The organism is Spiribacter salilacus (assembly GCF_009649225.1).
In the GTDB taxonomy this organism is placed as follows: domain Bacteria; phylum Pseudomonadota; class Gammaproteobacteria; order Nitrococcales; family Nitrococcaceae; genus Spiribacter; species Spiribacter salilacus.
Map to the genome: position 1 here is coordinate 132,921 of NZ_WJPP01000003.1, position 12,337 is coordinate 145,257.

At 54.7% G+C, this 12,337-nt stretch carries 10 protein-coding genes; 7 read left to right on the forward strand and 3 right to left on the reverse strand.

Going from position 1 to position 12,337, the window contains the following annotated elements; translation table 11 throughout:
• Nucleotides 1-15 precede the first annotated feature (15 nt).
• The 5 genes from GH984_RS06185 (at nucleotide 16) to GH984_RS06205 (ending at nucleotide 6,135) form a co-directional block, all read left to right on the forward strand.
• Nucleotides 16-936, forward strand: coding sequence for a DMT family transporter (locus GH984_RS06185; RefSeq protein ID WP_153719346.1), 921 nt, complete (start codon nucleotides 16-18; stop codon nucleotides 934-936).
• An 84-nt stretch (nucleotides 937-1,020) separates the two neighbouring features.
• Nucleotides 1,021-1,905 carry a phosphate/phosphite/phosphonate ABC transporter substrate-binding protein gene (locus GH984_RS06190; protein ID WP_153719347.1) on the forward strand — a complete coding sequence of 295 codons (885 nt, stop codon included), beginning with the start codon at nucleotides 1,021-1,023 and terminating at the stop codon, nucleotides 1,903-1,905.
• Nucleotides 1,902-2,657, forward strand: coding sequence for a phosphonate ABC transporter ATP-binding protein (locus GH984_RS06195; protein ID WP_153719348.1), 756 nt, complete (start codon nucleotides 1,902-1,904; stop codon nucleotides 2,655-2,657). Before GH984_RS06190 ends, GH984_RS06195 begins: the two co-directional genes overlap by 4 nt.
• Nucleotides 2,617-3,471, forward strand: coding sequence for a phosphonate ABC transporter, permease protein PhnE (phnE, locus tag GH984_RS06200; RefSeq protein ID WP_253939149.1), 855 nt, complete (start codon nucleotides 2,617-2,619; stop codon nucleotides 3,469-3,471). The genes GH984_RS06195 and phnE overlap by 41 nt, the downstream gene beginning before the upstream one ends.
• Before the next feature lie 45 nt (nucleotides 3,472-3,516).
• Entirely contained in the window at nucleotides 3,517-6,135 is a 2,619-nt protein-coding gene (locus GH984_RS06205; RefSeq protein ID WP_153719349.1) for a cation-translocating P-type ATPase, read from the forward strand.
• Between the two features lie 12 nt (nucleotides 6,136-6,147).
• On the opposite strand, the gene GH984_RS06210 is transcribed toward GH984_RS06205, so the two are convergent.
• Nucleotides 6,148-7,494 (reverse strand): glycine cleavage T C-terminal barrel domain-containing protein, encoded by a 1,347-nt coding sequence (locus GH984_RS06210; RefSeq protein WP_153719350.1) that lies wholly within the window; start codon nucleotides 7,492-7,494, stop codon nucleotides 6,148-6,150.
• 185 nt (nucleotides 7,495-7,679) lie between these two features.
• On the opposite strand from GH984_RS06210, the gene GH984_RS06215 reads away from it, so the two are divergent.
• Nucleotides 7,680-8,540, forward strand: a complete 861-nt coding sequence (locus GH984_RS06215) for an isocitrate lyase/PEP mutase family protein (RefSeq protein WP_153719351.1) — start codon at nucleotides 7,680-7,682, stop codon at nucleotides 8,538-8,540.
• Here GH984_RS06215 and GH984_RS06220 read toward each other — a convergent pair.
• Complete coding sequence (locus tag GH984_RS06220) at nucleotides 8,528-9,250, reverse strand: FadR/GntR family transcriptional regulator (protein ID WP_172973188.1); 723 nt, start codon at nucleotides 9,248-9,250, stop codon at nucleotides 8,528-8,530. The two genes, GH984_RS06215 and GH984_RS06220, sit on opposite strands and share 13 nt — an antisense overlap.
• A gap of 19 nt (nucleotides 9,251-9,269) precedes the next feature.
• Nucleotides 9,270-10,019, reverse strand: coding sequence for an SDR family NAD(P)-dependent oxidoreductase (locus GH984_RS06225; protein ID WP_153719353.1), 750 nt, complete (start codon nucleotides 10,017-10,019; stop codon nucleotides 9,270-9,272).
• Nucleotides 10,020-10,131: 112 nt separating this feature from the next.
• Here GH984_RS06225 and GH984_RS06230 point away from each other — a divergent pair, with 112 nt between their 5' ends.
• Entirely contained in the window at nucleotides 10,132-12,327 is a 2,196-nt protein-coding gene (locus GH984_RS06230; RefSeq protein WP_153719354.1) for an alpha-ketoacid dehydrogenase subunit alpha/beta, read from the forward strand.
• The last annotated feature ends 10 nt before the right edge of the window (nucleotides 12,328-12,337 follow it).

Below are 12,337 nucleotides of genomic sequence, written 5' to 3' on the forward strand. Positions count from 1 at the left end.
CAGGGGGAGGTCATCATGCGCCCAGATCGCATATCGCTCGGCATTTTAATGATGGTCGGCTTCACGATTACCGCCCCTTTAATTGATACCTTTTCAAAGCTTAGCGCAGCCCATGTTGTCGTTGCGCAAATTGTTGCGGCCCGCTTTATTGTGCAAGGGTTTTTATTGCTGCCGCTCAGTACCATTAATGGCTGGCTGCACCGCCCTATGCGTCAGGAAATTCTGCTGCAATTTGCCCGGGCGGCGCTTATTTTAACGGCCACTGGGTTTTTTGTTGCCGCCTTAGCAATCATGCCATTAGCAGACGCCGTTGCCATTTTCTTTGTCGAGCCATTTATTCTGATTTTGCTGGGCGCAATATTTTTGCATGAACCCGTGGGCTGGCAACGCCTTGCCCTATGCTTAGTCGGCTTGGGTGGCGCCATGCTGGTTATTCAGCCGAATTTCGCGGTTTTAGGTCCCGCTGCCTTCCTGCCGCTCGGCACCGCGGTAATGTTTGCTTTTTACATGCTTTTAACGCGCGCAATGGCAATACGCATGCACCCGGTTACCTTACAGGCTTACACCGCCATTGCGGCAAGCTTGCTGATGCTGCCATTACTCGGGCTTGGGCATTGGTTCGGCATCGAAGCCCTCACGCTAAGTTGGCCAAATACTGAAGTTTATTGGCTGCTGCTCGGGGTCGGCGTAGCCGCCACCATTGCGCATGTGTTCATGAGCTTTGCGCTCTCAATGGCGCCTGCCGGCATCATAGCGCCCATTCAGTATCTAGAGATTGTTGCAGCCGCCGCATTGGGATACTGGATTTTTGGCGACCTCCCCAACCCCATCGCTCTGGTGGGAATTGCGATTATCATTTGCTCAGGTATGAGCATTTTTTGGCGAGAACGCGCCATTGAAAGGCGTTTGCTTTTGAATCGCGGGCCGATTAAGTAATTCATCAATTCGTCATCGCGTTGTCATACAGGCTTGTTAGCTTTCATGTTTCTGGTACTCAAAAATAGTCGAGGACAAAGAATCATGGCGCTTAACAAATTTAATACAGTTGCTCTTTCAACGGTAATGGCCCTCGGGGTTAGCGGTACGGCATTGGCATCACCTGCCGATGTTTGCCCATCCCCATTGAAAATGGCTGATACCGGCATTGAAGGCATGGGTGATTTAACGGAGGCCTTCGCCCCGTTTGCCGAGTCTTTCGAAACGCTAACCGGCGTTCCGCTAGAGCTCTACTCGCTGTCCAACCGGACGGCTGCCGGTACCGCATTACAGTTCGACGAGGTTGACATGGTTTTTGCCGGTCCCTCTGAGTTTGTCTTATTCCAGCAGCTGGCAGAGATGGATGTCCTTTTCTCGCTGGTTCGCCCTCACTACGGCTCCAGCTTTGTGGTGCGTGCGGATAGCGACATTCAGTCCTTAGCTGATCTGGGTGATCGTCGGGTTGCCCTGAAAGATGTGGGTTCTACCTCCGGTCATATCTTCCCCATGATGCTGCTTGCCGAAGCCGGGCTTGACACCGATAGCATGGACATTGTGATGGCAGGTGATGCACGTATTCAGGTTCTGATCAACGGTGACGTAGAAGCCATGGGTGGCGGTAATAAGGATTGGGACGCCATCCGCAAGCAGGACCCAGACACCGAGTATCGCCTGTTAGCGCAAACTGATACGTTGCCTGGCGACCCTGTGGTGATGCGTGCTTCGCTGCCTCAAGAGTGTCGTGATGCCCTTCGCGAAACTCTGTCTGCCAACGTTGACGAAGTGTGGGACTCCCTCACCTCCACCGAGCGTAATGCAGACAAGTTCATCGAACGGGATGCGTACCTGTCTTTTGAAACTGACCCTGCTATTTATGACGTTGTTCGTGAAGCCTATGAGGTTGCAGGAATTTCCTTAGACGAAGGATGAGCAACGTTCAACCGCTTAAGGCGGAGTCAATTCACTTAAGCTATGGCACCCTTCAGGTTCTGAAGGGTGTCTCTTTAACGGTCAATGCTTCTGAAGGGGTAGTGCTGCTCGGGGCCAACGGCTGCGGCAAATCCTCTTTAATGCGTGTCCTTAATGGACTCGAACGCCCTCAACAAGGCTCTGTTGAGGTTTTCGGTAAGCCAGTCACCGGCGCGCGAGGCAGCGGTCTTCGTGCCATTCGTCGGCAAATGGGATACGTCTTTCAGCAGTTCAATCTCGTCCCCCAATTAAGTGCTTTTCAGAATGTGCTTTTGGGTCTACTAGGCCAAAGGCCGTTTGGGCTGATCGGTTGCATGAGCCCCTTGGCCAGTGCGGAAGACCGAGAGCGCGCCATGGCCTGCCTTGAGCGTGTTGGCATGTCTGACCGGGCCATGCATCGGCCTGCTGAACTCTCGGGCGGGCAGCAACAGCGTGTGGCCATCGCGCGAATGCTAATGCAATCGCCCACCATCGTTATTGCGGACGAACCCGTTGCCAGCCTAGACCCGCGCGCCGGGCGCCAAGTGCTAGAGCTTTTATGGGAAATCGTCAGAGAGCGACAGCTATCCATGCTTTGCACACTGCACCAAGTCGAGCTTGCGCGAGAGTTTGCTGATCGCATCGTTGGCATCAAGGCCGGTGCGACTGCACTTGATGCTCCCGCTGAAACTATTGAACTATCTGCCATTAATGCCCTTTATGAAACCGCATAACACGACAAACCCCGCTATGCCGCCGCGCTTTCGTCGGCCCTCCGTTGTTACTTGGGTCATCGCGATTAGCTTTGCAGCGTTTTTTATCCAGGGACTGATCGCGGCCGATGTAACTTTAGATCGTCTCGTCCGCGGTGCCAGCAACATCGTGCGCTTTCTGGGACAGGCATTTCCTCCCGATTTCTCGCGTCATGAATCGGTGGCCTGGGCAATGCTCGAAACGCTCAATATCGCGGTGGTCGGTGTCACCTTTGGGTGTCTGTTATCTGTACCACTAGCGCTTTTGGCAGCGCGCAATACGGCGCCCAACGCCATTGTGCGCACGTTAGCGAGATTTGTGATCTCCGTTGCCCGTACTATCCCTGATCTCATTTGGGCGCTGATATTCGTGGTAACGGTTGGCCTAGGCCCACTGGCCGGTATTCTAGCGATCATTATGGATACGATTGGCTTTGCCGCTCGTTTTTACTCAGAACGATTTGAGGAAGTGGGTAAAGGACCCAGCGAGGCGCTGACGGCGACGGGTGCAGGGCGACTCTCGGTCATCTTCGGCGCCATCATTCCAGAGAGCTTTGCCTCGATGACGGCCACATCGCTGTTTAGCGTAGAAAAGGCGATTCGCTCTGCCGTTACGTTAGGGCTTGTCGGCGCCGGTGGTATTGGTGTGGAGTTGTCTACCTCCATGCGCCTGTTCCGCTACGATCAGGCCGCTGCCATCATCCTACTCATTTTGGTCGCTGTTATCGGTTTTGAGCAGCTCTCCTCCGCCATTCGTAAACGGATTATTAATGGAGAGGGCGTCCCTCAAGGCTGAACCGCCGGTACAATATCCTGTCAATGTTGCAGTGCAATCAACAGGATGTTTGCTGTGGAAAAAGACACTGATCGGGTTCAATGGCATGCGCACTCGGCCGAAAAAGCCATTGAGCATCTTGATACCCGTCACGACGGCCTCACGCATGACGAGGCCGCTGACCGCCTAAAACAATACGGACGCAATGTTGCCGCTGCGCCAGCCCAACGCGGTTGGCTAGCTCGTCTAGCAGCGCAATTTCACAACATACTGATTTATGTCCTGATTGGCGCAGCGCTGGTCACCGCCGCGCTCGGTCATTGGATCGACACCGCCGTTATCGCGCTCGTCGTCATCATTAATGCCCTTATTGGCTTTATTCAGGAAGGCAAGGCCGAAAGTGCAATGGACGCCATCCGCAGCATGCTTGCGCCGGAGGCGATGGTTCGTCGCAATGGTCAGCGCGAAACGATTAGCGCCACCGAAGTTGTCCCTGGCGATATTCTGATTTTAGAACCTGGTGGGCGCATCAGTGCAGACGTGCGCATTGCAACAGCCCGCGGCCTTTCCATTGACGAATCAGCGCTCACCGGAGAATCTGTGCCCGTTGAAAAGACCGGCGCGCAGGTGGATTCTGAGGCGGCGCTAGGGGACAGGCATGGAATGGCCTACGCAGGCACGCTTGTCGCCACAGGTGAAGGCACAGGCATAGTGGTTGCCACTGCCGATCGAACTGAACTTGGCCAAGTCACAGAAATGCTCGCAAGCGTTGAGAACGTGACCACCCCATTACTCCGGCGACTCAATCGTTTAGGCAAACAACTCTCCGTCATTATTTTGGCCGTTAGTGCCATCACCGCAGTGGCCGGCGTGGTGTTGCACGGGTTCTCGGCGGTAGAGATGTTTATGGCAGCGGTTGGTCTTGCCGTGGCAGCTATTCCCGAGGGTCTGCCAGCCATTATGACCATCACGCTAGCGCTTGGGGTGCAGCGCCTAGCACGTCGCAATGCCATTATTCGCCGCCTGCCCGCTGTTGAAACGCTGGGCTCGATTACCGTGATTTGCTCCGATAAAACCGGCACTCTGACGCGTAATGAGATGACTGTCCAAGAAGTGGCCATCGCCAATGGCTCTGAGCAACGCTTGGGCGAGGCGGTCAGTCTTTGCAGCGATGCCACTGTGAGCGTGAACAAAGATGACTCACTGAAAATCAGTGGCGACCCGATGGAAGCCGCTTTATTGGTTTATGCGCAAACCCTTGGTTTAGAACCGAATGCACTAAGACAAGCCCATCCGCGCTTGGAGGGTATTCCGTTTGACTCTACCCACCGCTACATGGCAAGCCTGCATGACATTAATGGTGAGCATCGATTAGTTGTTAAAGGTGCGCCAGAGGCGGTGGTTCCACGATGCCAAGGCATCGATGAGGACGAGTGGCATAGAAAAGCAGAAGCCATGGCCGAGCGGGGGCTGCGATTATTAGCTGTGGCCGAGCGTATCGTCTCGCACGATGATTTTAAAATGGACCTTGATCATCAACCCGAAGACCTGACCTTGCTCGGCCTTGTAGCGATCATTGACCCGCCCCGTGAAGAGGCCATTAAGGCCGTCGCTGCATGCCGTCGCGCCGGTATTCGCGTGAAGATGATCACTGGAGATCATGCCCACACCGCGGCAGCAATTGGGCAACAGTTGGGCTTGGAGGATACCGGGCGGGGCGTTACCGGCGCTGAACTAGACGCTCTCAGCGATGCCGATTTTTCTGCTAAAGCGGGACAGGCATCGGTATTTGCCCGCGTTTCTCCCGCCCATAAGTTACGTCTGGTTAAAGCACTGCAGGCAAATGGTGAAATCGTTGCCATGACTGGTGATGGCGTGAACGATGCGCCCGCCCTGAAGCGCGCCGATGTGGGTGTGGCGATGGGGCAGCAGGGGACTGATGCAGCGCGTGAGGCCTCAGAGGTTGTACTAGCTGATGACAACTTCGCCACGATTGCAGCAGCGATTCGTGAAGGACGTGTCATTTACGACAATATCGTCAAATCGATACTGTTCATGCTGCCAACTAACGCCGCTCAGTCGTTAATACTGGTGGCCGCGGTATTTATTGGACTGACGTTACCCATCACCCCGCCACAAATCTTGTGGGTCAACATGATCACCGCCGTCACATTGGCCCTGGCTTTGGCCTTTGAACCGGCAGAAGAAGGAGTTATGGGGCGTGCACCACGGGCAGCCGATGGGCCTTTAATTCCTAAGGGGATGGGATCTCGACTAATCCTTGTCGCTTGCACCATGGTAATCGGCACGATGGCCATTTTTTTGTGGGAGCGTTCACAAGGCGCCGAGCTAGCCGAAGCAAGGACATTGGCAGTTAACACGCTGGTTTTGTTTGAGGTGTGGTATTTGTTCTCAGCGCGACGACTGCACCAGAGCTCATTCAATCTATCGGGAGTTTTGGGGAATCGCTACGTGCCGATGGCGGGAGTTTTCATTATTTTGGCGCAAATCGCATTTACGTATGCACCCCCGATGCAGTTTTTGTTTGACACCCACTCATTGGGTGTCCGCGAATGGATCCTTGCCATTTTAGTGAGCCTGCCCGTCATCGCAGTTGCCGAAGGGCATAAATGGTGGCAAAGAAAAAGGCTGCCCATGCCCAAATCAGGCAATGAGCAGCCTTAACATCACGCCTCGTTAGTCTGCGTAATCCAGACCGCGGGTTTTTGCCACCTCACGGGCGTTGGGGTTAACGGACGGCCTAAACGGTACGTCTCGAACCTGACCGGCAATCCGGTTAGACGGCAGACCCTGGGTGTACTCATCGGGTAGCCAGACTTCCAGCGCGGTACCCGAATCTGTCATCTCAACCGGCACCCAGGCCAGCGCGATATTGGTCTCCAGCTCTGGGGAGTACCAAGGCGAGCTGACATAACCCACCGCCTCGTCACCACCCGGCTTGGCAATTAGCCAAAAATCAGGCGCATAGTCGGTGATCGGCAGGCCACCGAATGAAATACCCACCATTTTAAGCTTAAACGGCGGATTGCCAGCTTCAATTTTTGCGCGAGCGGCCTCGAGCGCTGCCTTGCCAATGTAGTCTGCCGCTTTATTACGCGGCACCTGATAAGCCAAGTTGCACTGAAACGGCAGCGTCTCTTGGTCAATATCCTGACCCCAAGACAAAATACCTGCGGCGATACGGCGATGATGCGCTGGCGCAATCACCATCAGGTTATGTTTTTTACCGGCAGCCAACACCGCATTCCACATATCTTCGGCATAAAGAGTGGCATCCCGCAGATAGATCTCATAGCCCTTCTCACCGGTAAAGCCGGTTTGTGAAACGATCACATCACGGCCGCCCACCTTGCCGGCCATCAGGCCATAATAAGGAATACTCCGCACCTCATCACCCAGCAGATCAGCCATCAGATCTTCTGACTTCGGCCCCTGAATCTGCACCGGTGCCACGTCAATCTCAGCGATGCTGACGTTAAACTGCTTGGCGATATTCACGCCCCGCAACCAGAACTCGAGATCACTATCGGATAGCGAGAACCAAAACTCGTCTTCTGAAATACGCAGCAGCACTGGATCATTAAGAATGCCGCCATCTTCGTTACACAAGATGACGTATTTGCCATGCATTGGCTTAATTTTGGTGGCATCACGCGTAATCACATAATCAACAAAGGCCTCGGCATCCGGGCCTTTCACCTGGATCTGACGCTCAACGGCCACGTTCCACATGGTGACGTGATTCACCAGCGCGTCATATTCCACCATCGCGCCGCCGTCTTCCGGCTTTACATAACCACGCGGGTGATACATCCGATTATAGACGGTGGCACGCCAGCACCCTGCCTGATGGGCCAGATGCCAATAGGGTGATTTGCGCACTCGCGTAGAAATCAGCATTTCAACAGGGGTTCGCCCCGACTGACGCAAATTAATTGGAACCTTGCGGTCTGATTGGTCCACGCTATTGACGTGAACCGTGTTGGCGTCGTTCACGCCGATGTACTGATGTCCTTTGCTCATTCTTTCAATCTCCCCATCCATTATGTAGCCAACCGTTTGTTCGACCGATCATGCAACACGATGTTTGAACGGGGTTTTCAGTTTGCGACCTCGGCAATTCCAGAATGACCGATGATAGAATTTCTTCTCACGACCAAGTTAGGCGACAATATCCGCAGAATTCTAATGACAAGGAGAGCAAGATCATGTCTACCGCCCGTCAATTACGCCAGTTGCTTGAAAACAACGCGCCTGTGGTTGCGCCCGGGGCTTTCGATGGTTTGTCTGCCCGGTTGGTTGAGCAAGCCGGCTTTCCCGCGGTTTATGCGACAGGGGGTGGCATTGCGCGGAGCACCGGTATCCCTGACTTAGGGCTGATGAGCCTTGATGAAATTGTAAAACGACTCGAGTCTATGGTGGATGTCACCACCATTCCTTTGATTGGCGATGCAGACACGGGGCATGGCAATGCGCTGAACGCACAAAAAACAGCCCGGGCCTTTGAGCGTGCTGGCGTGGCCGGCTTTCATTTAGAAGATCAGGTATTTCCCAAGCGTTGCGGACACTACGATGATAAATCCATCGTGCCAACTCGCGAGATGACGCAAAAAATTATTGCGGTAAGAGATGCGTTAGAAAATCCCGATAGTGTGCTCATTGCGCGTACAGACGGGCTGGCCGTTGAGGGCTATGGCCCAACCATGGAACGCGCTCATGCCTACATGGACGCCGGCGCTGATGTGATCTTCGTTGAGGCACCCACCTCTGTTGAGCAGATTGAGCAAATTGCCAAAGATCTGCCTCAGCCCAAGCTCATTAATATGTTCCATGGCGGCAAAACGCCGTTAATGCCGGCTGATCGTCTGGGCGAGCTTGGCTATAGCATCATTATTATTCCCAGCGACACTCAACGTGCCGCCATTAAGGCGATGCAGGATACGCTGGCTGTGATCGCACGCGATGGTGATAGTGGCGCCATGTCTGATCGCATGGTCACCTTTAAAGGCCGCGAAGAAATTATCGGCACAGATGCCTATTTAGAACTCGATAAACGCTACGGCGTCTGATTTGCACGGTAGCCACGCAATCGCGCAGCAGCGTTTTGTAAATGCTGCTGCGCGGCGTGCTGAGCGGCTTCGGCATCTTGCGCAGCAATCGCCGCATGAATGGCTTCATGCTCTTGCTGAACCTGATAAACAAGCCCATCTTGGCGGGCGGTGTTCATTCGCGCGGTGCGAATCAAGCCTCGCACTCGAGCCTCTAAAAAATCACCAAAACCGATAAAGTATTCATTTTGCGTAGCCGCCAGAATAGCGCGATGAAACTGCAAATCTTCAGCGATACCATCACTTTGATTGGCAATTGCCGCCGATAATGCATCAAGGCATTGGGTAATTTCAGCAAGCTGCGCGGTGGTTCGACGGCGTGCGGCATGTCCTGCTGCCTGCGACTCAACAGAAACAAGAAATTCAATCAGGCTGGGCAGACTATTGGCATCTTCAATATCGGCATCCAGCCGAAAAACGCTGCTCCCTTCCGGATTAACAAACTGTCCACGCCCTTGTTGAGAAATGACTAATCCATCGGATTTGAGCAGCGAAACCGCCTCACGAATCACAGAGCGACTCACGCCATAGGTATCACCAAGCGCCTGCTGCGTGGGTAGCTGCTCGCCTGGACGGAATTGCCCTTGCTCGATAGCCGCCCTGAGCAACCGGGCCACCTCGGTCGGTAGGGCCTCAGGCCGTTTGATTGGACGGGCTTCGCTGACTGCCATAACTTGACTCTCCCTGACGTTAGCTATGCAGGTAATGACCACCATTAACGTGAATCGTCTCGCCGGTAATGTAACCCGCCGCGGGGCTAGCGAGAAATACCACCACATCAGCCACCTCGGCGGCAGTCCCCAAACGCTGCAATGGCATTGCCGCCACCATCGCGTTGCGCTTATCAGCATCCAGCGCCTGAATCATGCGGGTATCAATTAAACCGGGCGACACCGCATTCACCCGCGTTTTCGGCGCCAACTCCTGAGCCAAGCTGCGCGTTAGCGTGAGTACGCCGCCTTTAGCAGCCGCATAGGGGGTGTGGCTCACACTGCCCCGATGCCCCGCCACCGAGGCAATATTCACCACCGCACTGCCTTCACTCAAGTAGGGCCGCAGCGCCTGCACCGTATAAAACGTGCCATCCAAATTCACGGCCATACTGCGCCGCCATTCCTCGGGCCCAACCTCTTCAATCGCCAAGTCCTCATACAAACCGGCGGAGCAGACCACACAATCGATGCCTGTCCTTAAAGTGCCTGTCCTTAATGTGGCACAGGTTTTTGCCAAGGCTTCGGCATCAGCCATTGAGGCGACGTCGTGGCGCTGCGTGGCGAGTACGGAATGAGCTGGGAGGTCGGCGGCTAGCGTATCGAGCCGCGATAAATCAAGGTCGCTGAGTACAAGGCGATAGCCTGCGTTGGCTAGTCGCTCGGCAATAGCAATACCAATTTCTCCAGCAGCACCGGTGATCACGGCAGTTAAAGCGGCGTTTGGCATGGCTGTCCCCTATTCACCCTATTCATTAAATCGTTTGAACTTGTATGATAACCTGACACGTAGCAAGATAATAGAAAACAAGCGGCACTAACCGCAGCAGGAGGAGGCCTTCATGCCAAGTAAGGAGAGACTTGAGGCGCTTGCGCCATGGTGTGTGCTTGAAAGCACAACCACTGATTGGACAGGCACAAACGCCAAGCATCTTGGCACGCTACTCACCAGCATGCAGATCATTCGTGCTTTTGAAGAGGCCGTGCTCGAACTGGTTGGTAAAGGGCTTGTGCATGGACCCGCGCATTCAAGCATCGGGCAGGAAGGCGGCGCAGTGGGCTCCATTTTGGCTTTGCGGGCAAGCGACCAAATTAACGGCTCCCATCGTGGCCATCATCACTTTTTAGGCAAAGCGCTACACTATTTAATGCCTGACGGCATGGATCCAGCCAACCCCATTAACCCAGACATCCAAACCTTACTCACCCGAACGCTTGCGGAAATCATGGGCCTAGCGCAAGGATTTTGTCGCGGGCGCGGTGGCTCAATGCATCTGCGCTGGGATGAAGCTGGCGTATTAGGCACCAACGCAATTGTTGGTGGCGGCGTGCCCATGGCAGCCGGGGCGGCTTGGGCACATCGCCACGCAGGCACAGGAGACGTGGCGGTAACCTATTTTGGCGACGGCGCCGCCAATATTGGCTCGGTCCTCGAGACAATGAACCTGGCTGCTGCCTGGAAGCTGCCATTGTGCTTTTTTATTGAAAACAACCAATACGCCGTTTCAACCGAAATTAGCGAAGTGACTGCCGAGCCGCGACTCTCCTCCCGCGGCCAGGCCTTTGGCATTCCCGCTTGGAAAGTGGATGGCATGGACCCACTGGCCGTGAATTTGGCGATGGAAGAGGCCGTCGCAACCATGCGTCGCGGCGATGGCCCGACCATTGTTGAGGCAGATGTCTATCGCTTTTTCCATCAAAACGGCCCACTACCCGGCAGTGCCTTTGGCTACCGTACCCGTGAGGAAGAAGACGCATGGCGCGCGCGTGACCCCATTAACCGCGTCGCCCAACAAATGATCGACCAAGGCATGATCGATCAAACAGGCATAGAAACACTCAACACCGCCGCGCGTGATGCGATGCAAGAAGCCACTGAAGCGTTGGTTGATAGCAGTGGTGAAAAACCCGCTATTCGTGAGCATCTATGGCCGTCCGCTGACTTTCGTGATGCCCATATTCGTGGAGATCTTACCGAGTTTGAGGGCGTGCGGTATGTGGAACAAGAGGACTACACCGGCAACTTAGAGAGTCGGCGCTTTGTCGATACAGTAGCCGAGGTTATGCATCGGCGTATGAGCCAAGATGACCGCATCGTGGTGATGGGCGAAGATGTGCATCGCCTCAAAGGCGGCACCAATGGGGCCACTCGTGGGCTATCTGAAGACTTCCCTGACCGCTGCCTAGGCACACCCATCAGCGAAAATGCATTTGCCGGACTTGGCGGTGGCATTGCAATGGATGGGCGCTATCGCCCCGTGGTCGAGTTTATGTACCCCGATTTTATGTGGGTAGCCGCTGATCAGGTGTTCAACCAAATCGCAAAGGCCCGACACATGTTTGGCGGCGATAGCGCAATGCCATTCGTGCTCCGTACCAAAGTAGCCATGGGCACCGGCTACGGCTCTCAACACTCCATGGACCCAGCCGGACTGTTCGCCACGTCCCCTGGCTGGCGCATTGTTGCCCCGAGTACACCTTATGACTACGTCGGGCTAATGAATAGCGCCCTGCAGTGCGAAGATCCCGTTTTGGTGATTGAGCATACCGACCTCTATAACGCGCGTTTCCCCTCACCCACCAACGATTTGGACTACTTCATCCCGCTGGGTAAAGCCAAAGTGGTTCGTAAGGGCAGTGCAGTGACGGTGATCAGCTATTTATCGATGGTTGAACGTTGCTGCACGGCGGCAGAGGCGCTTGGCGTTGATGCCGAGGTGATCGATATGCGCAGCCTCGATCGCGCTGGCATTGATTGGGACACCCTTGGCGAGAGCATTCAGCGCACCAATAACGTACTGATTGTGGAACAGGGGCCGCTGGGTACCTCCTGGGGCGGATTTTTAAGCGACGAAATTCAGCGCCGGTTCTTTGATTGGTTAGATCAGCCAATTCAGCGCGTGCTGGGTGGTGAGGCATCGCCTAGTATCTCGAAGGTCCTTGAGCGCGCTGCCTGTGCCGATGTGGAAGAAGTGGAAGAAGGCCTGCGCAACGTCATGGCAGCGCAGGGCCGCCCCCTTCCCGCCAACGCGAACTAAGGAGAACAAC

What these genes read in the sequence shown, in the direction of transcription:
- GH984_RS06215 (WP_153719351.1), top strand. Translation starts at nt 7,680, where the DNA reads ATGTCTACCGCCCGTCAATTACGCCAGTTGCTTGAAAACAACGCGCCT.
- GH984_RS06185 (WP_153719346.1), top strand. Translation starts at nt 16, where the DNA reads ATGCGCCCAGATCGCATATCGCTCGGCATTTTAATGATGGTCGGCTTC.
- GH984_RS06220 (WP_172973188.1), bottom strand. Translation starts at nt 9,250, where the DNA reads ATGGCAGTCAGCGAAGCCCGTCCAATCAAACGGCCTGAGGCCCTACCG.
- GH984_RS06225 (WP_153719353.1), bottom strand. Translation starts at nt 10,019, where the DNA reads ATGCCAAACGCCGCTTTAACTGCCGTGATCACCGGTGCTGCTGGAGAA.
- GH984_RS06195 (WP_153719348.1), top strand. Translation starts at nt 1,902, where the DNA reads ATGAGCAACGTTCAACCGCTTAAGGCGGAGTCAATTCACTTAAGCTAT.
- GH984_RS06205 (WP_153719349.1), top strand. Translation starts at nt 3,517, where the DNA reads ATGTTTGCTGTGGAAAAAGACACTGATCGGGTTCAATGGCATGCGCAC.
- GH984_RS06230 (WP_153719354.1), top strand. Translation starts at nt 10,132, where the DNA reads ATGCCAAGTAAGGAGAGACTTGAGGCGCTTGCGCCATGGTGTGTGCTT.
- GH984_RS06210 (WP_153719350.1), bottom strand. Translation starts at nt 7,494, where the DNA reads ATGAGCAAAGGACATCAGTACATCGGCGTGAACGACGCCAACACGGTT.
- GH984_RS06190 (WP_153719347.1), top strand. Translation starts at nt 1,021, where the DNA reads ATGGCGCTTAACAAATTTAATACAGTTGCTCTTTCAACGGTAATGGCC.